18 protein-coding genes are annotated in these 20979 nt (G+C 58.4%); 10 read left to right on the top strand and 8 right to left on the bottom strand.

All coding sequences use genetic code 11. The features are described from left to right. Positions 1–102: 102 nt before the first annotated feature. The 5 genes from ACYZT5_RS20325 to ACYZT5_RS20305 form a co-directional block, all read right to left on the bottom strand. Complete coding sequence (locus tag ACYZT5_RS20325; RefSeq protein WP_462047116.1) at positions 103–2922, bottom strand: FAD-binding and (Fe-S)-binding domain-containing protein; 2820 nt, start codon at positions 2920–2922, stop codon at positions 103–105. Beyond that, positions 2919–3590, bottom strand: a complete 672-nt coding sequence (locus ACYZT5_RS20320; protein WP_462047115.1) for a LutC/YkgG family protein — start codon at positions 3588–3590, stop codon at positions 2919–2921. The genes ACYZT5_RS20325 and ACYZT5_RS20320 overlap by 4 nt, the downstream gene beginning before the upstream one ends. Beyond that, complete coding sequence (locus ACYZT5_RS20315; protein ID WP_462047114.1) at positions 3590–5044, bottom strand: LutB/LldF family L-lactate oxidation iron-sulfur protein; 1455 nt, start codon at positions 5042–5044, stop codon at positions 3590–3592. The genes ACYZT5_RS20320 and ACYZT5_RS20315 overlap by 1 nt, the downstream gene beginning before the upstream one ends. Then, positions 5041–5865, bottom strand: a complete 825-nt coding sequence (locus tag ACYZT5_RS20310) for a (Fe-S)-binding protein (RefSeq protein ID WP_462047113.1) — start codon at positions 5863–5865, stop codon at positions 5041–5043. The genes ACYZT5_RS20315 and ACYZT5_RS20310 overlap by 4 nt, the downstream gene beginning before the upstream one ends. A 146-nt stretch (positions 5866–6011) precedes the next feature. Next, positions 6012–7706: a lactate permease LctP family transporter gene (locus ACYZT5_RS20305; protein ID WP_462047112.1), complete on the bottom strand. Its 1695-nt coding sequence runs from the start codon at positions 7704–7706 to the stop codon at positions 6012–6014. A gap of 262 nt (positions 7707–7968) precedes the next feature. On the opposite strand from ACYZT5_RS20305, the gene ACYZT5_RS20300 reads away from it, so the two are divergent. Then, the gene (locus ACYZT5_RS20300) at positions 7969–8736 is read left to right on the top strand and encodes a GntR family transcriptional regulator (RefSeq protein ID WP_149630764.1); all 768 of its coding nucleotides are present in this window, start codon (positions 7969–7971) and stop codon (positions 8734–8736) included. 147 nt (positions 8737–8883) lie between these two features. Here the strand turns inward: ACYZT5_RS20300 and smpB are convergent, their stop codons facing one another. Continuing rightward, a complete protein-coding gene (gene smpB / locus ACYZT5_RS20295; protein WP_076028704.1) occupies positions 8884–9366 on the bottom strand; it encodes an SsrA-binding protein SmpB in 483 nt (160 codons plus the stop codon). Between the two features lie 119 nt (positions 9367–9485). Between smpB and ACYZT5_RS20290 the strand changes: the two genes are divergently transcribed. The 3 genes from ACYZT5_RS20290 to ACYZT5_RS20280 are packed head-to-tail and all read left to right on the top strand — an operon-like array spanning position 9486 to position 11638. Continuing rightward, positions 9486–10889: a sodium-dependent transporter gene (locus tag ACYZT5_RS20290; RefSeq protein ID WP_462047111.1), complete on the top strand. Its 1404-nt coding sequence runs from the start codon at positions 9486–9488 to the stop codon at positions 10887–10889. Between the two features lie 7 nt (positions 10890–10896). Next, a complete protein-coding gene (locus ACYZT5_RS20285) occupies positions 10897–11331 on the top strand; it encodes a type II toxin-antitoxin system RatA family toxin (RefSeq protein WP_462047110.1) in 435 nt (144 codons plus the stop codon). After that, a complete protein-coding gene (locus ACYZT5_RS20280) occupies positions 11324–11638 on the top strand; it encodes an RnfH family protein (protein WP_462047109.1) in 315 nt (104 codons plus the stop codon). The genes ACYZT5_RS20285 and ACYZT5_RS20280 overlap by 8 nt, the downstream gene beginning before the upstream one ends. Before the next feature lie 61 nt (positions 11639–11699). On the opposite strand, the gene ACYZT5_RS20275 is transcribed toward ACYZT5_RS20280, so the two are convergent. Further along, a complete protein-coding gene (locus tag ACYZT5_RS20275; RefSeq protein ID WP_008149042.1) occupies positions 11700–12227 on the bottom strand; it encodes an outer membrane protein assembly factor BamE in 528 nt (175 codons plus the stop codon). 97 nt (positions 12228–12324) lie between these two features. On the opposite strand from ACYZT5_RS20275, the gene fur reads away from it, so the two are divergent. Further along, complete coding sequence (fur, locus tag ACYZT5_RS20270; RefSeq protein ID WP_003197684.1) at positions 12325–12729, top strand: ferric iron uptake transcriptional regulator; 405 nt, start codon at positions 12325–12327, stop codon at positions 12727–12729. A 75-nt stretch (positions 12730–12804) separates the two neighbouring features. On the opposite strand, the gene recN is transcribed toward fur, so the two are convergent. Then, on the bottom strand, positions 12805–14478 hold the full coding sequence (recN, locus tag ACYZT5_RS20265) for a DNA repair protein RecN (protein WP_462047108.1): 1674 nt from the start codon (positions 14476–14478) through the stop codon (positions 12805–12807). Positions 14479–14719: 241 nt separating this feature from the next. On the opposite strand from recN, the gene grpE reads away from it, so the two are divergent. The 5 genes from grpE to carA all read left to right on the top strand — a co-directional run bounded on the left by grpE (position 14720) and on the right by carA (position 20939). After that, positions 14720–15286: a nucleotide exchange factor GrpE gene (gene grpE, locus ACYZT5_RS20260; RefSeq protein WP_403104642.1), complete on the top strand. Its 567-nt coding sequence runs from the start codon at positions 14720–14722 to the stop codon at positions 15284–15286. Positions 15287–15388: 102 nt separating this feature from the next. After that, positions 15389–17305: a molecular chaperone DnaK gene (gene dnaK, locus ACYZT5_RS20255; protein ID WP_462047107.1), complete on the top strand. Its 1917-nt coding sequence runs from the start codon at positions 15389–15391 to the stop codon at positions 17303–17305. A gap of 297 nt (positions 17306–17602) precedes the next feature. Then, entirely contained in the window at positions 17603–18727 is a 1125-nt protein-coding gene (gene dnaJ / locus ACYZT5_RS20250; RefSeq protein WP_462042951.1) for a molecular chaperone DnaJ, read from the top strand. A 9-nt stretch (positions 18728–18736) separates the two neighbouring features. Beyond that, entirely contained in the window at positions 18737–19543 is an 807-nt protein-coding gene (dapB, locus tag ACYZT5_RS20245; RefSeq protein ID WP_462047106.1) for a 4-hydroxy-tetrahydrodipicolinate reductase, read from the top strand. Positions 19544–19802: 259 nt separating this feature from the next. Beyond that, positions 19803–20939: a glutamine-hydrolyzing carbamoyl-phosphate synthase small subunit gene (gene carA / locus ACYZT5_RS20240; protein ID WP_462047105.1), complete on the top strand. Its 1137-nt coding sequence runs from the start codon at positions 19803–19805 to the stop codon at positions 20937–20939. Positions 20940–20979 lie beyond the last annotated feature (40 nt).

Genomic DNA, 20979 nt, shown 5'->3' with positions numbered 1-20979 from the left:
TGAGGTCCAGGCATCGCTGGCCATCAGGACGGGCTGCCGAGTTTGGGTAAAGCCCGGTAACGTCCGGGCTTATTCTGTGGACTATGGCAGCGCGTCAGGGTTCTATCTTTCTTGCGTAACCCTTGCCTGCGTTACCCTGTCCACCAAATAGACTAGTCCGTGATAATCGATTCCACCGTGTTGCGTCAGACCTATCTCACACGTGCGGCTGGTAGAAATCCCCTCGCTGCATTGCTGCACCGCGTCCTTGAGCGTTCTTAACGAATGGGCGTTCAATTCTGGCGTAGTGAAACCCTTATCCCCGGCAAATCCGCAACAGTGAATGCCCTCGGGAATCACCACGTTTTTGCTGCACTTGCGCGCCAGATCGATCAACGCCTGACTTTCCCCAAGGTGCTGGGTGCTACAGGTGACGTGCACCGCGATTGACGCTTCCTGCGGCGTGAAATCCAAACGATCCATCAAATGCGTACGAATGAAACGCACTGGGTCGTACAAGTCCAGGCGAACATCGCCAAGGTCCTGGGCCAGACGCAAGGTGCAGGGGCTGGTGTCGCAGTAGATCGGGTCGAGCCCGCCGCGACTGGCATGCAACAACGCGCCGATCAGTTCCTGGCGTTTGTGCTCGGCCTGTTCGGCATAGCCCTTGGAGGCGAACGGCTGACCACAGCAGAGGTTGTCCAGATTGTCCGGGAAGACCACTTGGTAACCGGCCTTTTCCAGCAGCCCACGGGTTTTGTCGTACAGCGACATTTGCTCTTTATCACCCGCGGCCGGGCCCATTGCCCGCGACACGCAGGCCGCCAGGTACACCACTCGAGGGCGTTCGTCCGACACGGTCGGGCTGAAGCGAATGGCTTTTTCCGGTTGCGGCATGGCGTTGGTCCATTGCGGGACCTGACCTTTGGATAAACGCGTCAACGTTGCCGAAAGCTTTGCCAATCGTGGCGCCCCCAACAGCATCCGCGCGCCGTTGGCCACGTGCAGGGTGAAACGCGCACCTTGCAGCGCAGTGGCGAAATTACCTTCCAGCCAATTGGCGGTTTTCGTATGAGTCGCCTTACGGCTGCGGAGCTTTTTCACCAGCTCGCCGGTGTTGATTCCTACAGGGCAACGCTGCGCGCAGAGGCCGGTGGCGGCGCAGGTGTCGATGCCTTGGTATTCGTAAGCGGCTTCGAGCTCGGTGGTGTCCACGCCTGCACGTTTCTTCGCCTGAATATCACGCCAGATCACGATGCGCTGGCGCGGGCTCAGGGTCAGGCCTTTCGACGGGCAGACCGGTTCGCAGAAACCGCATTCGATGCACTTATCCACAATCTCGTCGGCGGCCGGTAATGGCTTCAGATGCTTGAGGTGGATCTGCGGATCCTCGCTGAGCACCACGTCCGGGTTAAGAATGCCGTTCGAGTCGAGCAGGCGCTTGAGCTGCCACATCAACCGGTAGGCATCGCTGCCCCATTCCAGTTCGACGAAGGGCGCCATGTTGCGACCGGTGCCGTGTTCAGCCTTCAGCGAACCACCGAACTCCACCGCCACCAACTGCGCGACGTCGTCCATGAACGCCTGATAGCGTGCGACTTCTTCCGGGTTGTTGAAGCCTTGGGTGAAGACAAAGTGCAGATTACCTTCAAGCGCGTGTCCGAAAAGGATCGCTTCGTCGTAGTGATGTTTGTCGAACAGCTCGATCAGACGATTCACGCCGATGGCCAGCTGCTCCACCGGGAAGGTCACGTCTTCGATGATCACCGTGGTGCCGGTTTTGCGCACGGCGCCGACGGCGGGGAAGGTGTCCTTGCGGATCGCCCAGAGCCGGGCGTTTTCCACTGGGTCTTCGGTGAAGTCGACTTGTTTTTCCAGCGGAAACGAGGCCAACGACGCCATGATTTGCGCCAGGTGTTCGCGCAGTAAAGTGGACGATGCGGCGCGGGATTCGATCAGCAGGGCGCAGGCATTGTTCGACAGTTGCTGTACGAAAGCCGGCATGCCGGGTTTGTCCTGCACCGAGCGCAGGCTGCGGCGGTCCAGTAATTCCACGGCCGACACCGGTAGGTTTTTCAGCACGGTAACGGCGTTGCAGCAGGTTTCCACGTCCGGGAACACGATCAGCGCCGAGGCTTTGTTCGGATGATCGATCACGGTGTCGTAAGTCACCGCGCTGATGAACCCTAGGGTGCCTTCGGAGCCCACCAGCAAGTGGCTCAAGATATCCACAGGCTCGTCGAAATCCACCAGGGCGTTGAGCGACAGGCCAGTGGTATTTTTCAGACGGTATTTATGGCGAATTTTTGCAGCCAGTTCGGCATTGGCGCGGGTCTCGCGGCCCAAGGTCGCCAGACGTTCAAGCAGCGCCGCGTGGCTCTCACGAAACGCTGCAACACTCGCTGCATCTTCGGTGTCGAGACGGCTACCGTCGGCCAGCACCAGACGAATGCCAGCCAACGTGTGATAGGTGTTTTGCGCCGTGCCGCAGCACATGCCACTGGCATTGTTGGCGACGATGCCGCCGATCTTGCAGGCGTTGATCGAGGCCGGATCGGGACCGATCTTGCGTCCGAACGGTGCCAGCCACGCGTTGGCCTGTGCGCCGATCACGCCCGGTTGCAGACGAATTTGTGTGCCTTGCCCGCGAATCTCGCGACCGTTCCAGTTATCCCCGAGGACGATCAATACCGAATCGCTGATGGCCTGGCCGGACAGGCTGGTGCCGGCGGCGCGGAAGGTTACCGGGACCTGATCCCGTTGCGCCAGTTTCAGCAGCGCCACGACTTCATCTTCGGACTCGACACGAATCACCAGTTTCGGAATCAGCCGGTAGAAACTGGCGTCGGTGCCGAAGGCCAGGGTCGACAGCGGATCATCGAAACGGCGCTCTTGGGGAATCAGTTGATGTGCATCTCTCAGAAAAGCCGTCGGTAGACTCATTGGTCCTCCAGAATCAGAACCACCAAGTCTTTCGGACCGTGAGCGCCATACGCCAGGACCTGCTCGATGTCGGCAGTTTTCGACGGGCCGGATACCAGCAATGCGTTGGTCGGCAGGCCTTGGGCCCACTCGAACTCCTGCTGCACCTGATAGAAGTTGTCGCGGATTTCACTGGCCTTGAGCAGGGCGAAATGCACCGGCGGCACCAGGCTCATCAGGCGCGGTTCTTCCCGCGTCGGCCAGAGAATCAGACTACCTGTCGCGGCGATTGCACCGAGGGTGGTAGTCAGGCTCGCCGGGGTGTCGTTGAACAACTCGGATTTCCATTCTTCAACCGGGCGGTCGTAGGCCTGGAGCGTCGGCAGGCCAGGATTTTTCGCCCAGTGCTGAGTGACACGTTGACCGTGAGGTGTAGTCGGTGCGATCAACAGGCTCGGTATCGTACGATCCCGCAGTAACTGAGCCAGCAACTCGGGCCAACCATCGCCAGTCGTCAGATGTATTTCGGTGTGCACCGCTTCCATCAGTTTGCGCAGTTGCGGGATGCGTTGCTCAGCGGTGTAGGTGTACGGCGCTGTCACCAGTTCGACGTCGAACTCGTCAGGCACCGGTGTGGTGCCGGTCAGACTGTTCCGCAATTTGGCGAGGATATTTTGCTTGGCGCTCATCAGCGATCTCCCTGTTTGGCCAGATGCTCGCGGGCCATGTCATGCAGTGAGCGGGCGGCGGGTTTGGGTGCACTGTGGTTTTGCGTCCACGGGCCGACGTTGCTCGGCGTGAGTGTGCGCAAGCGAGTGGCGAAGAAGCCGAACAGTCGATAAAGCGTGGGTGAACTATTGAGCTTCGCCCAGGCATTCCAGATAAACCGTTCTTTGCGCGAGTACTTGCTGCCCTGGCCGCGCATGATTTGATGCGCGCTGTCCGGGGCTTTGACGTTCTCTTCCCGTAGGCGACGCAGTAATGCAGGGATAGGAATTTTTACCGGGCAGACTTCGCCGCAGGCACCACACAGCGACGAGGCGCTCGGGTGGTCCGGGACTTTCGCCAGGCCGACCATGTGCGGGGTGATGATTTTTCCGATAGGCCCAGGGTAAACCTCCCCATAGGCGTGGCCGCCGATTCGGGTATAGACCGGGCAATGATTCATACAGGCGCCGCAGCGGATGCAGTTCAGGGTCTGGCGTAATTCGCTGTCGGCGAAGGCCTGGCTGCGACCGTTGTCGAGCAGTACCAGGTGCACTTCCTGAGGGCCGTCGAGTTCATGTTCCTTGCGGGGGCCGGAGATCATGTTGACGTAGGTGGTGATCGGCTGGCCGAGTGCCGAGCGGGTCAGCAATGACAAAAGTGGCACCACGTCGCGCAGGTTTTCCACGACTTTTTCGATGCCGGTGACGGCGATGTGCACGGGCGGCACCGTAGTGGTCATCCGTCCGTTGCCTTCGTTTTCCACCAGCAGCAATGTGCCGGTTTCAGCCACGGCGAAGTTGACGCCGGAGACGCCGATGTCCGCTTCGAAGAATTTCTGCCGCAAGACTCTGCGACCGACTTGAATGAGTTGGTCAACGTCCTTGGTGTACTCCACGCCAAGTTTGTCGTGGAACAAGGACGCGACCTGACCGGCATTCTTGTGGATCGCCGGCATAATAATGTGTGAAGGCTTTTCGTGGTCGAGCTGGACGATGTATTCACCCATGTCCGACTCCAGGCATTCAATGCCTTGAGCCTCGAGGACATGGTTCATTTCCATCTCTTCGCTGACCATCGATTTGCCCTTGATCACTTGCCGCGCCTCGTGAGCGCGGATGATCGAGAGGACGATGCCATTGGCTTCGTCCACCGTTTCCGCCCAGTGCACTGTCACACCGTTGCGGGTCAGGTTCTGTTCAAGCTGCTCGAGCAGGTCGGGCAACTTGGATAACGCTCGGGCGCGGACAGCATTGCCCAGCGCTCGCAAATGTTCTCTTTCATGGGCATCGCTGAAGGACGCTGCCCGTTTTGTCATCAGAGAATCCATCGCCGTGCGAAAGTTATTTCGCAGTTGCTTGTCACCCAACGCCTTGTGAGCCCGGGTGCGAAAATCTTCTTCTACGGCAACCGTCGGAATAATCGCGGAAGCGTTCATAGAACACCTCCGGTTCGCTGCCAAAGGAAGCTGGCCAAGTGTTGGCCGCGCAATGCTTCCTTCTGTTTCTCCAGCGAGCCGTTGATGTTCATCAGGCAACCGCAGTCGGCACTCAGTACCTTGTGCGCGCCGGACTCCTTCAACGATCGGGTCTTGTCAGCCACCATCGCGCCGGAAATGTCTGGCATACGGACGCTGAAAGTCCCACCGAAGCCACAGCATTCACTTTCATGGTTGTGGTCGACTCGCTCCACGTTACGGAGCTGCGCCAACAACTCGCGGCCATGCAAGTGGGTGTTCATCTCACGGCGTGCCGAACACGAGGTGTGCAGCGCCACTTTCACTGGTGTGCCGCTGTCCTTGAGCTGCACCTTGCAGACAAACAACAGGAACTCGGCCAACTCATAAGTCCGGGCCGCAAGAGCCCGAACCTGGTTCAACGTTTCAGGCTCATCCTCGAACAAGTCGGCATAGTGTTCGCGCAACATGCCGGCACACGATCCCGACGGCACCACTACCGGATAGTCCCCGGCAAACAGCGCCAGTTGCGAGCGCGCCACAGTCCTTGCCTGCTCGGTGTAACCCGAGGTGTAGGCCGGTTGCCCGCAGCAGCTTTGCCCTTGCGGGTACTCGACACGAATGCCTTCGCGTTCCAGCAGATGAATCGCATCCATCCCGGCTTTGGGGTAGAACAGATCCACCACGCAGGTCCCGAACAGGTAGACCCGTGACGGTTTTTTGCTGGGGTATTGCCGAGGCTCGGGCAGTGGCGGGGCGACGCGGGTCGCATTCGGCACAGCGTTATAAAATTGCTCGCTCATCAGGCGTGTCTCTCGGCCGGTTATCCGTCCGTTGAGGCTGCTGAATATAGAGAGGGAAGCTTTCAGCAGCCTTACAGACCGGGTAGTGAATAGCTGACGCCGGAATCGTGGTCCGGCGTCGGTTTTTTCCGAGCTGCTTGTAGTTTTTAGTGCACCAGCATGCCGGTGAACCAATAGGCCTGAGCCAGGGTGATCAGGCCGACGATCGTTGCAAAGAATAGGCTGTGCTTGAGGGTGAAGCGGAACAGATCCGATTCCTTGCCCACCAGACCGGTCGCGGCACAGGCCACCGCGATCGACTGTGGCGAAATCATCTTGCCGGTTACACCGCCGCTGGTGTTCGCCGCTACCAGCAACACATCGTTGACGCCGATCTGATGCGCAGTGGTCGCTTGCAGTGAGCTGAACAGTGCGTTGGACGAGGTATCAGAACCGGTCAGGAACACGCCTAGCCAGCCGAGGAACGGTGAGAAGAACGGGAATGCTGCACCGGTGCCTGCCAAAACCAGCGCCATGGTCGATGACATGCCCGAGTAGTTAGTGACGAAGGCAAAGGCGAGCACCATACCGATGGACAGAATCGGCCAGCGCAGCTCGTAGAAGGTCTCTCTCAAAGTGGTCAGACCAGTTTTGACATTGATCTTTAGGACCAGCATCGAGATCAGCGCGGAAAAGAAAATCGCCGTGCCGGTCGCGGAAATCGGGTCGAGTTTGAACACCGCCGGAATGGCGGTCGGGGCGGCCACGATCGGTGCGACCTTGATCACCATTTGATCCAGGTGCGGGATCGCGAAGTTGAACACCCAGCTGTACATCGATCCGCCAGCGGCAAACATTGCCTTGAAGGGTTTCAGGGTCCAGATAGTGACCAACACGGTGAGGATCAGGAACGGTGACCAGGCTTTGAGAATTTCACCGAGGCTGTAGGGCGAGGCCACGGTGCTGCGCGGCTGACCGAAACCGCCGGCGCTGGCGCCGACCACGGAAGCCGAGACGGCGCCGGTGATGTGTTGGCCTGCGGCGCGCTTTGGCTGCCAGACTTTCAGGAACAGTGTCAGGGAAATCAGGCTGGCCAGGGCCGAGGTGATGTCCGGCAATTCCGGGCCGATGAAGTTCGACGTGAAGTATTGGGTGACGGCAAAGCTCAAACCGGCCACCAGTGCTGCCGGCCAGGTTTCCCGCACGCCGCGCAGGCCATCCATCATGAACACCAGCCAGAACGGCACGAACAACGACAGCAGCGGCAGTTGACGGCCGGTCATGGCGCCGATCTTGAAGGCGTCGATACCGGTCACTTGCCCGGCGACGATGATCGGAATCCCCAAGGCGCCGAAGGCAACCGGCGCGGTGTTGGCAATCAGGCACAGGCCTGCGGCGTACAGCGGGTTAAAGCCCAGCCCTACAAGCAGTGCGGCAGTAATCGCAACCGGCGCACCGAATCCGGCTGCACCTTCCAGGAAGGCACCGAAACAGAAGCCGATCAGCAGCACTTGCAGGCGCTGGTCGTCGGTGATCGACAGCACCGAGCTGCGGATCACTTCGAACTGACCACTCTTGACTGTCAGTTTGTAGAGGAATACCGCCGCCACGATGATCCAGGCAATCGGCCACAGACCGTAGGCGAAGCCATAGCCAGCGGCGGCAAAGGCCATGTCGACCGGCATCTGGAAGGCGAAGATTGCCACGGCGATGGACAAGGCCAGCGTGATGCTGCCGGCCACGTGTCCTTTGAGCCGGAACACGGCCAATGCCAGGAAGAAAAACACGATGGGGATAACGGCCGCGAGCGCGGACACGCCGAGACTGCCGAGCGGGGAATAGAGCTGTTGCCAGGTTTGCATATGGGGTGGCCCCTAATTGTTGTTGGTCAGGCACTGGTCAGCGTTCTTGGATAATTGGTAATACCAATTTACAATCGCTGTTGGCTAGGGTAAAAGCCTTGTAGGCGGTGTGTCAATTTGCGGTCCTAAAACTTTTGTCGAATACGCGGTGCAGAGATCATCTGGTCCGCTCGACCAAATGCCGTCTGGCAGGTGCTGATGCAGCGCTGATAGGCCAGAATAGAGACCCCGGCGAGCCGTCGGGATCGTGGAGAAATGAGTTATGGGGTTTGATCAGATTCGTCAGCGCCGTTTGTCTGACGATATTGTCGAGCAGCTCGAGGGGATGATTCTCGAGGGCACGCTGAAGGCGGGTGAGCGCTTGCCGGCCGAACGTGCGTTGGCCGAGCAGTTCGGCGTGTCGCGCCCTTCGTTGCGCGAAGCGATTCAGAAACTGGCGGCCAAGGGCTTGCTGGTCAGTCGCCAGGGTGGCGGCAATTACGTGGTGGAGTCGCTGGGGTCAACCTTCAGTGATCCGCTGCTGCATCTGCTGGAAAGCAATCCTGAAGCGCAGCGCGATCTGCTGGAATTTCGCCACACGTTGGAAGCCTCCTGCGCCTATTACGCAGCGTTGCGTGCGACGGATGTTGACCGCGAGCGGCTGACCGCGGCCTTCAACGAATTGCAGGACTGCTATACGCGTCATGATGAAGTGAGCCGTGCGGAAGAGGGCGCGGCGGATGCGAAATTCCATCTGGCGATTGCTGAAGCCAGTCACAACGCGGTGTTGCTGCACACCATTCGTGGGTTGTTCGACCTGCTCAAGCGCAACGTGGTGACCAATATCGGCGGGATGTACAAGCAGCGCACCGAAACCCGCGACATGCTGATCACCCAGCATCGTGAGTTGTACCTGGCGATTATCGAAGGAAGGGCGGAGCAGGCACGGGAAGTCTCCAGCCGACATATCTTGTATGTGCAGGAAGTGCTGGAAGAAGTGCGTCAGGAAGTGCAGCGCATGGCCCGGGCGGAGCGGCGCAAGGGGATGTAGGTTTGGATGATGATTGATCGTTCCCACGCTCTGCGTGGGAATGCAGCAATGGACGCTCTGCGTCCGCTTTGTGACGCGGAGCGTCACGGGATGCATGCCCACGCAGAGCGTGGGAACGATCAGGTAAGGCGAACTCAAGGCAAAGAGTTACTCTTCCTTGCCCTTATTGCGCACCGCACGCTGCAACTCGCGACCGGCGTCGCGTTCGCGTTCGGTATCACGCTTGTCGTATTCCTTCTTGCCCTTGCCCAGAGCGATCTCGCACTTGACCATGTGCTTGCTCCAGTACCAGGACAGACACACGCAGGCATAACCTTTTTGCTGCACGGCAGTGGCCAGCTTTTCCAGTTCGCGCCGGTTGAGCAGCAATTTCCGGGTGCGGGTCGGATCAGCGATGACGTGGGTGCTGGCGGTCATCAGGGGCGTAATGTGGCTGCCGAGCAGCCAGGCTTCGCCATCCTTGAGCAGTACGTAACTGTCAACCAGTTGTAGCTTGCTTGCCCGCAGACTTTTTACTTCCCAGCCGGCCAGGACCAGACCAGCCTCGAACTTATGCTCGATGAAGTAATCGTGTCGCGCCTTTTTATTTTGCGCGATGGTCCCTGTTGGGTGTTTCTTCTGTTTAGCCATAGGGGCGGCATTATAGGGAGTTGCAAGCAAGTCGGCTACGGTGTCGCTACGTGCTTGAGCAGGTTGATTGAATCCCGGACAATGCGGCCTCTTTTTTTGAACGCTTGGGCGTGATAACGATGTCGACAGACAAGGTTTCTGTCCACGGCAGTTGGGCTAGCCGCTGGGTCTTCATACTCGCCGCGACCGGTTCGGCCGTGGGCCTGGGTAGTATCTGGAAATTCCCGTACATGGTCGGCGTCTATGGTGGCGGCGCCTTTGTGCTGATGTTCCTGGCTTGTATCGCGCTGATCGGTGTGCCGGTGATGTTGGCCGAAACCCTGATCGGCCGGCGTGCGCGGCAGAGCCCGGCCAACGCCTTGAAGGTATTGGCGCTTGAAGCCGGGCATTCGGGGAAATGGTCCTGGGGCGCATTTGCCGGGATGATCACGGCATTGCTGATCCTGTCTTTCTATAGTGTGGTCGGCGGCTGGTCGCTGGATTACATCATCGACATGGGCCGTGGTGACTTTCAGGGTGTAACGCCTGATCAGGTCGGCGCGTATTTTGGCAATGTAATCGCCGATCCATGGCGCCTGACACTTTGGCACACGATTTTCATGCTGCTGTCGGCCGTTGTCATCGCCAAAGGCGTCGTTGCCGGGCTTGAACGCAGTCTGCGGATCATGATGCCGCTTCTCTTTGTGATGATTCTGGTGCTGCTGGGCTACAGCATGACCACCGGCCATTTCATGGAAGGCGTGCATTTTATGTTCGACTTCCACCCGGAAAAAGTACTCGACGGCTTGCTGCCCGCCATGGGGCACGCTTTCTTCTCCCTGAGCGTGGGCGTCGGCTCGATCATGATTTACGGCGCTTACATGCCAAAGAACTCGTCGATTTCCGGCACCATCGTCGGCGTGGCACTGCTTGATACCTTCGTTTCCCTGGTGGCTGGTCTGGCATTGTTTCCGATTGTGTTTGCCGCGGGCCTGAACCCGAGCGAAGGCCCTGGCCTGATGTTCGTCAGCCTGCCCTTTGCCTTTGGTAACGTAGCGTTCGGTCAGTTGATGGGCGTAGTGTTCTTCGTGCTGGTAGCGATTGCCGCCTGGAGTTCGGCGATTTCCCTGCTCGAACCGATGGTGGCTTACCTGGTTGAACGCACGAAAGTCAGCCGCGCGTGGGTTACCTTCTGGCTGGCATTCACCTGCTGGTTCGTCGGTCTGGGCACGGTGTTCTCTTTCAATATCTGGAAGGAGGCCAAATTTTTCGTGAACGAAGGGGGTTTGTTCCACCTCTATCAATGGGGGGCGGCGGGCGGTCTGGATTTCTTTGGTGTGATCGATTTCTTCACCTCGCGGATCATGTTGCCACTCGGTGGTTTGTGTTTCGTGGTGTTTGCAGGCTGGGTGATGGGCCGTGAAGCGGTACGCGACGAGTTGTCGATCCGCAGCCCGATATTGTTCGCCTTGTCCTTGTTTTTGATGCGCTATGTGGCGCCCATCGGCATTCTCGTAGTGTTTGCCGCCCAGCTGTGGAAGTGACGCTGACATGACGACACATATTCAACGTTCGGCCTTGCTGCCGTACCCGGCGCAAGCGCTGTATGACCTGGTCAATGACGTGGCGCGTTATCCGGAATTCCTGCCATGGTGCTCGACGGCCGAAGTGCTGGAAAGCTCTCCTGAGCATATGCGTGCTAGCGTAGGCGTGGCCAAGGGTGGCCTCAGTCAGCATTTCGTGACTCGAAATACCTTGGTGCCCGGACATTCGATTGAGATGAACCTCGAGGAAGGCCCGTTCAATCAGTTGCATGGCGTCTGGGTGTTCAAACCGTTGGGGGAGAAGGCCTGCAAGATCAGCCTGGACCTGTCGTTTGATTACGCCGGGCCGATTGTTCGCGCTACCTTGGGGCCGTTGTTCAATCAGGCGGCTAATACGCTGATGGATGCCTTCTGCCAGCGCGCCAAACAGATGCATGGTTGAGGCCGTGATCGACATTGAGGTGGTCTATGCCGCCATTGATCGTCAGGTGCTCCTGTCGCTGACAGTGCCGGCAGGAACAACTGTGCGGGCGGCTTTACTGATGTCAGGTGTCGGCAAGGTGTTTGCGGAGCTGGATCTGGCCGATTGCCCGGTAGGGATCTTCGGCAAAGTGATCGCAGATCCGGACAATCGTCCTGTCCAGGCTGGTGATCGCATCGAAATATACCGGCCATTGCTGGCTGATCCGAAAGAGGTTCGCCGGTTGCGTGCTGCCAAAGCTGCTGAGGCCAAAACCCGGAATCAGTGATTCGCTCAAATGCTGGACAATAAAAAACCCGGACATGCCGGGTTTTTTATTGCGTCGCAAATTATTGCGGCGAAGTTTCCAGAGGTTCTGGAGTCGGGACTGGAACGGTTTCTACGCCGTCGACGTCCTTCTGGATCTGATCCAGCAACGAACCTGGCTTGACCGGTTTTTCCGGTTTCGGCTTCTCGGCGTTTTCTGCTGGCGCAGCAACTGTAGTGCCGCTGTCCTTGCCGAGAATGGCTTCGTCGCGGCTCACGCCTGGCATGAAATCACCAGAAAGGCTGACAAGCTGGTCATTTGGGTTGAAGATAACGCTAATGCGTTCCTGTTGGCGTTCACCGCCACCCGGTTGCAGGCTGTACAGATAATCCCAGCGATCGGCATGGAACGTGTCGGTCAACAGAGGGTTGCCCATGATAAACCGTACTTGCTTGCGGGTCATTCCCGGGCGTAACTGGTCTATCATGTCCTGCGTGACGACATTGCCCTGCTGGATGTCGATTTTGTAAACCCCGGGGAATGAACAACCGGCGAGTGCGAGCAGTCCCACAAAGGTGAAACTGGTTAGCAAGAGCTTGGTGTTTTGCATCGGTGGGCGACTTCCACTATCTTGGCTGGGACAACGTAAACGCCGATCATACCCGCATTAAGAGAAGCTGCGAAGCAGCATCGCGAGAAAGCTGACCATGGTTGAAAATAGCGAACTACGCAAAGCCGGCCTCAAAGTGACCCTTCCACGGGTCAAAATTCTGCAAATGCTCGATTCCGCCGAGCAACGCCACATGAGTGCCGAGGATGTCTACAAGGCGCTGATGGAGGCTGGTGAGGACGTCGGTCTGGCCACGGTTTACCGTGTTCTGACTCAGTTCGAGGCAGCTGGCCTTGTGGTGCGGCACAACTTCGACGGGGGCCATGCGGTCTTCGAGCTGGACGACGGCAAGCATCACGACCATATGGTCAACGTCGAGACCAGTGAGGTGATCGAATTCTTCGACGAAGAAATCGAGCGCCTGCAGAAGGCAATCGTCGACAAGTACGGCTTCGAGATGGTTGATCACAACCTTGTACTGTACGTGCGCAAGAAAAAGTAAGCATGTCGCGCGAACTTAAGGTTCGCGAAACGAGCGAAGGCGACCCCAGGGTCGCCTTCGTGCTTTCTGTCTGTCTTAAATTTTTGCAGTGACGACCATTTTCCTGGCATGAGCCAGGGACTCCTTGGTGAGGTCGATGCCTCCCAGCATCCGAGCCACCTCTTCGACACGATCATTCTTGCTCAGTTTGGAGACGGCTGTGTGAGTGGCATCCTCGCCGCGCACTTTGTGTACGAATAGATGCTGATGACCCTGCGCCGCAACTTGCGGCAAGTGAGTGACCGTCAGAACCTGCCCGCGCTCCCCAAGTCGACGCAGCAACTGGCCGACGATCTCGGCGGTCGGGCCGCCGATGCCCACGTCCACTTCGTCGAATACCAGGGTCGGTACACGCGAGGTCTGCGCGGTGATCACTTGAATCGCCAGACTGATCCGTGACAGCTCGCCGCCGGATGCGACTTTTGCCAGGGCTTTCAGCGGTTGCCCCGGGTTGGCGCTCACGAGCAGTTCTACCTGCTCAAGTCCATTCGGCAGGAGTTCATCGCTGCTGTTGGGGCGCAGTTCGATGGTGAAACGACCGCCGGGCATGCCCAGTCGCTGGATTTCCTGCTCCACGGCGCTAGCCAGGCTGCTCGACGCCTGATGGCGTAAATCGCTCAGCTCACGAGCCTTCTCCTGATAATGACGGGCATAGGAGGCCAGTTCATCGCTGAGTCGCTCGATGGATTCGTCGTTGGCATTCAGGGTTTCAATTTCATCCAGCAATCGCTGCTGCATTTCGGCCACTTCGGTCGGCTGGATGCGGTGTTTGCGCGCCATGGTGTAGATCGCATCAAGGCGTTCCTCCAGATACTGAAGACGCGCTGGATCGGCGTCGAAGTTATCAAGGAAGCGGTTCAGTTCCCCAACGGCTTCTTCGACCTGGATCTGCGCACTGGTCAGCAGGCTACTGGCTTCACCCAGGGCCCCAATCGAATTGTTGACGCTCGAAAGGCGGTTGAGGCTGGCGGTGAGGGCGTTCAGCACATTGCCGGAATCACTTTCGCTGCATTGCTCGACCACTTGCCGGCAAATGCCCAGCAGGGTTTCGGCGTTGGTCAGGTTCTTGTGTTCCTGTTCCAGCTGCTCCAGCTCGTTGTCGCCGAGGCCGAGGTTTTCCAGCTCTTCGAGTTGATAACTGAGCAATTGATGGCGAGCGCGCTGCTCGTCGCCGGAATTGGAGAGGCGTTCCAGTTCCTGGCGGGTCTGACGCCAGCGTTGGGCGGCCAGGTGCACCTGGCGGGCAAGGTCCGTTGCACCTGCGTACTCGTCGAGCAGACGGCGGTGCGTGTCGGTCTTGAGCAGGGATTGGTGTTCATGCTGGCTGTGGATGTCGATCAGCAACTCGCCCAGGGCCTTGAGATCGCCGAGGGGACAGGGCGTGCCATTGATGTAGCCGCGCGAGCGCCCTTCGGCGGTGATTACCCGGCGCAGGATGCACGGGCCGTCACTCTCCAGGTCGCGCTCGGCCAGCCAAGCGCTGGCTTCCGGAATATCGACCAGGTCGAAGGTTGCCAGGATATCGGCCTTGTCTGCGCCGGGACGGACCACGCCGCTGTCGGCGCGATCGCCCAGGGTCAGGCCCAGGGCGTCGAGCATGATCGACTTGCCGGCGCCGGTCTCCCCTGTGATCACGCTCATCCCGCGATCGAGTTCGAGATCGAGATGTTCAACGATGGCGTAGTTATGTACGGACAGGTGCACCAGCATAAAGGCCGCTCCCAGGCTTTAGGTCTGGTTATTTATACAGTGTTTTGTTTCTGGCTGACAATGCCCTCCCTTAGCTCGATTTGCTTGATCCGACGAAATCCTTAGTGCGTCCGGGAATGACAATGCAGCTGTTTTTTGTAGGGTTAATCAATAAGCGCCCCTTGAAGCTGAATTTTGCGGCCCCATATAGCTGGGCAGAAGCGCGAGTTGAGCTCGCGGACGATATTGAAAGGAGAGATCTATGGCTGACGAACAGACAGTGGATACGCAAAATCTAGACGCCGATCAGGCTGCCCAGGATTCGGGTGATGAACTGGCGGCTCGTGTTCAAGTGCTCGAAGAGCAATTGGCTGGCGCTCATGATCAGGCTTTGCGTGTAGCGGCTGATCTGCAGAACGTCCGCCGTCGCGCCGAGCAGGATGTCGAAAAGGCTCACAAGTTTGCGCTGGAAAAATTCGCTGGCGATTTGTTGCCGATCATCGACAGCCTGGAGCGCGGTCTGGAATTGTCCAATCCGGATGACGAAAGCATCCGTCCAATGCGCGAAGGTATCGAGCTGACCCTGAAAATGTTCCAGGACACCCTGAAGCGTTATCAGCTGGAAGTGATCGATCCGCATGGCGAACCGTTCAACGCCGTTCAGCATCAGGCAATGGCCATGCAGGAAAGCGCCGACGTCGAGCCGAACAGCGTGCTCAAGGTGTTCCAGAAGGGCTATCAGCTCAACGGTCGCCTGCTGCGCCCGGCCATGGTGGTGGTCAGCAAGGCCCCGGCGCCGGTTTCGCCTTCGATTGACGAGCAGGCTTGAAATTAGCCGCAAGGCCCCCATTTAGAAGTCAAGCGTTTAAGTGCTACCGCAGTCAGCCACCACTGCTGCGGCATCCAAATCCAAAGTTTCGGGAGAGTGAACATGGGCAAAATTATCGGTATCGACCTGGGGACTACCAACTCCTGCGTCTCCGTGCTGGAAAACGGCAAGGCCAAAGTTATTGAAAACGCTGAAGGTGCGCGCACCACGCCGTCGATCATCGCTTATGCCAACGATGGCGAAATTCTCGTAGGCCAGTCGGCCAAGCGTCAGGCTGTGACCAATCCGCACAACACCCTGTATGCGGTGAAGCGTCTGATCGGTCGCAAGTTCGACGAAGAAGTCGTACAGAAAGACATCAAGATGGTCCCGTACAAAATCGCCAAGGCTGACAACGGCGACGCGTGGGTTGAAGTGAACGGCCAGAAAATGTCGCCGCCACAAATCTCGGCTGAAATTCTGAAGAAAATGAAGAAGACCGCCGAAGACTACCTCGGTGAGCCAGTGACCGAAGCGGTGATCACCGTTCCGGCCTACTTCAACGACAGCCAGCGTCAAGCCACCAAAGACGCCGGCCGCATCGCAGGTCTGGACGTAAAACGTATCATCAACGAACCAACCGCAGCTGCTCTGGCTTACGGTATGGACAAGGCGAAGGGCGATCACACTGTGATCGTTTACGACTTGGGCGGCGGTACTTTCGACGTTTCCGTGATCGAAATCGCTGAAGTCGATGGCGAGCACCAGTTCGAAGTGTTGGCCACCAACGGCGACACGTTCCTGGGCGGTGAAGACTTTGACATCCGTCTGATTGACTACCTCGTCGACGAATTCAAGAAAGAAAGCGGCATGAACCTTAAAGGTGACCCGCTGGCCATGCAGCGCCTGAAAGAAGCCGCTGAAAAAGCCAAGATCGAACTGTCCTCGAGCATGTCGACCGACGTGAACCTGCCATACATCACTGCAGACGCCACCGGTCCTAAGCACTTGAACGTGAAAATCTCCCGCGCCAAGCTCGAAGCGCTGGTAGAAGACCTGGTTCAACGCACCATCGAACCTTGCCGCATCGCTCTGAAAGACTCCGGCATCGACATTGGCGCAATCAATGACGTGATCCTGGTAGGCGGTCAGACCCGTATGCCACTGGTTCAGAAGCTGGTGACCGAATTCTTCGGTAAAGAAGCACGTAAAGACGTGAACCCGGACGAAGCCGTTGCCATGGGTGCAGCCATCCAGGGCGCCGTATTGGCCGGTGATGTGAAAGACGTTCTGCTGCTCGACGTCAGCCCGCTGACCCTGGGTATTGAAACCATGGGTGGCGTGATGACCGCGCTGATCGAGAAAAACACCACGATTCCTACCAAGAAATCGCAAGTGTTCTCGACTGCCGACGACAACCAGGGCGCTGTGACCATTCACGTGCTGCAAGGTGAGCGTAAGCAAGCCGCTCAGAACAAGTCCCTGGGCAAGTTCGACCTGGCCGAGATTCCACCAGCACCACGTGGTGTGCCACAAATTGAAGTGACCTTCGACATCGACGCCAACGGCATTCTGCACGTAGGCGCCAAAGACAAGGCTACCGGCAAGACTCAGTCGATCGTGATCAAGGCCAACTCCGGTCTGTCCGAGGAAGAGATTCAGCAGATGATTCGCGATGCTGAAGCCAACGTCGACGCAGATCGCCAGTTCGAAGAGCTGGCAACCGCTCGCAACCAGGGCGATGCGCTGGTTCACTCGACTCGCAAAATGGTCGCAGACGCTGGCGACAAAGTGACTGCTGAAGAGAAGTCCGCAATCGAAGCTGCTGTTGTTGCTCTGGAAGCCGCTGTCAAAGGCGACGACAAGGCTGCTATCGACGCCAAGGTTGAAGAGCTGTCGAAAGTCTCCGCTCCCGTGGCGCAGAAGATGTACGCCGAACAGGCTCAGCCTGCTGAAGGCGCGGCGCCGCAAGACGAAAAAGCTGAAAAAGCAGACGACGTTGTCGATGCCGAGTTCGAAGAAGTCAAAGACCACAAGTAAGTTGTTGGTCGCCCGGTTGACTGCCTTCAGGCGGTGACTGGTAGGATGTCGCCGCGCGGGAGCTTGCTCCCGCGTTGGCGTGTCTGGAGTTAGCGAATTTTTACAGCATGCGACAAGGCTCGTGTGTTGGCGGTATGGCCGGGAATGCTCCTGCTTTTCGAGCCGAAAGTACCGCAGTGAATCAAAGACCAGGATCGTTGAATTGACGTGAGTTGGGTCCGGGCCTGTATTGGGGCTCAACGAGTTTGGCGAGGCTCAGGAGAGGTTTGCCGAACGTCCTTAAGAGTGCAAAGACTTATGGCAAAGCGTGACTATTACGAGGTGTTGGGTGTTGAGCGTGGCTCAAGCGAAGCAGACCTGAAAAAGGCTTACCGTCGCCTGGCGATGAAGCACCACCCGGACCGTAATCCCGATGACAAAGCGTCGGAAGACATGTTCAAAGAGGCCAACGAGGCCTACGAAGTACTGTCCGATTCCAGCAAGCGCGCGGCCTACGACCAGTACGGTCATGCCGGTGTCGACCCGAGCATGGGCGGCGGCGGTGCCGGGTTTGGCGGTCAGAACTTCTCCGATATCTTTGGTGATGTCTTCAGTGACTTCTTCGGCGGCGGTCGCGGCGGTTCTCGCGGCGGTGCTCAGCGCGGCAGCGACCTGCGTTACACCCTGGAACTGAATCTGGAAGAAGCGGTGCGCGGTACGACCGTGAATATCCGTGTTCCGACACTGGTCAACTGCAAGCCATGCGACGGTTCGGGTGCCAAGAAAGGCTCTGCGCCGATCACCTGCCCGACTTGCGGCGGTATCGGCCAGGTGCGCATGCAGCAAGGCTTCTTCTCGGTGCAGCAAACCTGCCCGCGCTGCCATGGTCAGGGCAAGATCATTTCCGATCCGTGCGATTCCTGCCACGGCCAAGGCCGTGTCGAAGAGTACAAAACCCTCTCGGTGAAAGTGCCGGCCGGTGTCGATACCGGTGATCGCATTCGTCTGTCCGGCGAAGGCGAGGCGGGTGCTCAGGGTGGGCCGACTGGCGACCTGTACGTGGTGATCAACGTGCGCGAGCACGCGATCTTCCAGCGCGACGGCAAGCACCTGTTCTGCGAAGTGCCGATCAGTTTTGTCGATGCTGCGCTGGGTGGTGAGCTGGAGATTCCGACCCTCGATGGTCGAGTCAAACTGAAAATCCCTGAAGGGACTCAGACCGGTAAGCAGTTCCGTGTTCGCGGCAAGGGCGTTGCGCCGGTGCGCGGCGGCGGTGCTGGTGATTTGATGTGCCGTGTGGCGGTCGAAACCCCGGTCAACCTGGGTCGTCGTCAGCGCGAGTTGCTGGAAGAGTTCCGCAGCTCCCTGGCGGATGACAACAGCCATTCGCCTAAAACCACCGGTTGGTTCGAAGGCGTGAAGCGCTTCTTTGGCGATTTGTAAGGAGTCGGCATGCGACGTATAGCTGTGATGGGTGCTGCCGGGCGCATGGGCAAAATCCTGGTCGAGGCAGTGCAGCAGCGCGCGCCGCTGACCGGTCTGACGGCGGCCATCGTACGCCCCGGCAGCACGCTGATTGGCGTGGATGCGGGTGAGTTGGCCTCGTTGGGGTGTATCGGCGTGCCGTTGTCCGGTCATGTGGAGGCGGTGGCTGAAGAGTTCGATGTGTTGATCGACTTCACGCTGCCGGAAGTCATGCTGAAAAACCTGGCCTTCTGCCGCAAGGCGGGCAAAGCCATGGTCATCGGGACGACCGGGTTGGACGCCGCGCAGAAGCAGTTGCTGGTCGAGGCGGGCAAGGACATTCCCATTGTGTTCGCAGCCAATTTCAGTGTTGGTGTGAACCTGTCGCTGAAGCTGCTCGATATGGCGGCTCGTGTGTTGGGCGATGAGGCGGATATTGAAATCATCGAGGCTCATCATCGGCACAAGATCGATGCGCCTTCAGGTACGGCCCTGCGCATGGGCGAGGTCATCGCAAGCGCCCTGGATCGTGATCTGCAGAAGGTTGCGGTCTATGGTCGTGAAGGCCATACCGGCGCTCGCGAGCGTGAAACGATCGGCTTTGCCACTGTTCGCGGCGGTGATGTGGTTGGCGATCATACGGTGCTGTTCGCCTGTGAGGGCGAGCGACTGGAGATCACGCATAAAGCTTCCAGTCGCATGACCTTCGCCAAGGGCGCGGTACGTGCTGCGTTGTGGCTGGATGGTCGTGAGCCGGGTCTTTACGACATGCAAGACGTGCTCGACCTGCGTTAAGATGCGCCCGAAACCGGGTTCCAACACAGTGTTTGGGCCCGGTTTTATTACGCCAAGCGACGTCCTGTCGCATTCCCCGGCCTTTAAGGCTCATTGGCGGTAGACCAAAAATGCCTTTTTCTGTAAGCTACAGCTTTAGTGTTTCCACTAAAAGCGCGCAGAATTATTCGGTGAAGAAGCGGGGTGACGTGTCCATACGTCACTCCGCTTTTTTACAACCTGCGATCGCCCTTTCAGGCTTTATTTACGGGAGGTCTTCTTGACTAAGCCAGCCATACTCGCCCTTGCTGATGGCAGCATTTTTCGCGGCGAAGCCATTGGAGCCGACGGTCAAACCGTTGGTGAGGTGGTGTTCAACACCGCCATGACCGGCTATCAGGAAATCCTTACCGATCCTTCCTACGCCCAACAGATCGTTACCCTGACTTACCCGCACATCGGCAACACCGGCACCACGCCGGAAGACGCCGAGTCCGACCGCGTCTGGTCCGCGGGTCTGGTTATCCGTGACCTGCCACTGGTTGCGAGCAACTGGCGTAACACGATGTCTCTGTCCGATTACCTGAAAGCCAACAATGTTGTGGCAATCGCCGGTATTGACACTCGCCGCCTGACGCGCATCCTGCGTGAAAAAGGCGCGCAGAACGGCTGCATCATGGCCGGTGACAACATTTCCGAAGAAGCCGCCATCGCCGCCGCTCAGGGTTTCCCAGGCCTCAAAGGCATGGACCTGGCGAAGGTTGTCAGCACCAAAGAGAAATACGAGTGGCGCTCGACTGTCTGGGATCTGAAAACCGACAGCCACGCGACCCTCTCAGCCTCTGAGCTGCCATACCACGTGGTTGCCTACGACTACGGCGTCAAACTGAACATCCTGCGCATGCTGGTCGAGCGCGGTTGCCGCGTCACCGTGGTGCCGGCACAGATGCCCGCTGCTGAAGCCCTGGCTCTGAAGCCGGACGGCGTGTTCCTGTCCAACGGCCCTGGTGATCCGGAGCCTTGCGACTACGCGATCCAGGCGATCAAAGACGTGCTGGAAACCGAGATTCCGGTCTTCGGCATCTGCCTCGGTCACCAGCTGCTGGCCCTGGCCTCCGGCGCCAAGACCCTGAAAATGGGTCACGGCCACCACGGTGCCAACCACCCGGTTCAGGATCTGGACAGCGGTGTTGTGATGATCACCAGCCAGAACCACGGTTTTGCGGTAGACGAAGCGACCTTGCCAGCCAACGTTCGTGCGATTCACAAATCGCTGTTCGACGGCACCCTCCAAGGCATCGAGCGCACCGACAAGAGCGCCTTCAGCTTCCAGGGTCACCCTGAAGCCAGCCCTGGCCCGAACGACGTAGCACCACTGTTTGATCGCTTCATCAATGAGATGGCCAAGCGACGCTAATCGCTCGCCGTGATGTAGCAAAGCGTGAGGGCGGTCCCGA

It is taken from the genome of Pseudomonas sp. LB3P14, assembly GCF_054898045.1.
This window is presented reverse-complemented; position numbering and strand designations above follow the sequence as displayed.

What these genes read in the sequence shown, in the direction of transcription:
- ACYZT5_RS20325 (WP_462047116.1), bottom strand. Translation starts at nt 2,922, where the DNA reads ATGAGTCTACCGACGGCTTTTCTGAGAGATGCACATCAACTGATTCCC.
- ACYZT5_RS20320 (WP_462047115.1), bottom strand. Translation starts at nt 3,590, where the DNA reads ATGAGCGCCAAGCAAAATATCCTCGCCAAATTGCGGAACAGTCTGACC.
- ACYZT5_RS20315 (WP_462047114.1), bottom strand. Translation starts at nt 5,044, where the DNA reads ATGAACGCTTCCGCGATTATTCCGACGGTTGCCGTAGAAGAAGATTTT.
- ACYZT5_RS20310 (WP_462047113.1), bottom strand. Translation starts at nt 5,865, where the DNA reads ATGAGCGAGCAATTTTATAACGCTGTGCCGAATGCGACCCGCGTCGCC.
- ACYZT5_RS20305 (WP_462047112.1), bottom strand. Translation starts at nt 7,706, where the DNA reads ATGCAAACCTGGCAACAGCTCTATTCCCCGCTCGGCAGTCTCGGCGTG.
- ACYZT5_RS20300 (WP_149630764.1), top strand. Translation starts at nt 7,969, where the DNA reads ATGGGGTTTGATCAGATTCGTCAGCGCCGTTTGTCTGACGATATTGTC.
- smpB (WP_076028704.1), bottom strand. Translation starts at nt 9,366, where the DNA reads ATGGCTAAACAGAAGAAACACCCAACAGGGACCATCGCGCAAAATAAA.
- ACYZT5_RS20290 (WP_462047111.1), top strand. Translation starts at nt 9,486, where the DNA reads ATGTCGACAGACAAGGTTTCTGTCCACGGCAGTTGGGCTAGCCGCTGG.
- ACYZT5_RS20285 (WP_462047110.1), top strand. Translation starts at nt 10,897, where the DNA reads ATGACGACACATATTCAACGTTCGGCCTTGCTGCCGTACCCGGCGCAA.
- ACYZT5_RS20280 (WP_462047109.1), top strand. Translation starts at nt 11,324, where the DNA reads ATGGTTGAGGCCGTGATCGACATTGAGGTGGTCTATGCCGCCATTGAT.
- ACYZT5_RS20275 (WP_008149042.1), bottom strand. Translation starts at nt 12,227, where the DNA reads ATGCAAAACACCAAGCTCTTGCTAACCAGTTTCACCTTTGTGGGACTG.
- fur (WP_003197684.1), top strand. Translation starts at nt 12,325, where the DNA reads ATGGTTGAAAATAGCGAACTACGCAAAGCCGGCCTCAAAGTGACCCTT.
- recN (WP_462047108.1), bottom strand. Translation starts at nt 14,478, where the DNA reads ATGCTGGTGCACCTGTCCGTACATAACTACGCCATCGTTGAACATCTC.
- grpE (WP_403104642.1), top strand. Translation starts at nt 14,720, where the DNA reads ATGGCTGACGAACAGACAGTGGATACGCAAAATCTAGACGCCGATCAG.
- dnaK (WP_462047107.1), top strand. Translation starts at nt 15,389, where the DNA reads ATGGGCAAAATTATCGGTATCGACCTGGGGACTACCAACTCCTGCGTC.
- dnaJ (WP_462042951.1), top strand. Translation starts at nt 17,603, where the DNA reads ATGGCAAAGCGTGACTATTACGAGGTGTTGGGTGTTGAGCGTGGCTCA.
- dapB (WP_462047106.1), top strand. Translation starts at nt 18,737, where the DNA reads ATGCGACGTATAGCTGTGATGGGTGCTGCCGGGCGCATGGGCAAAATC.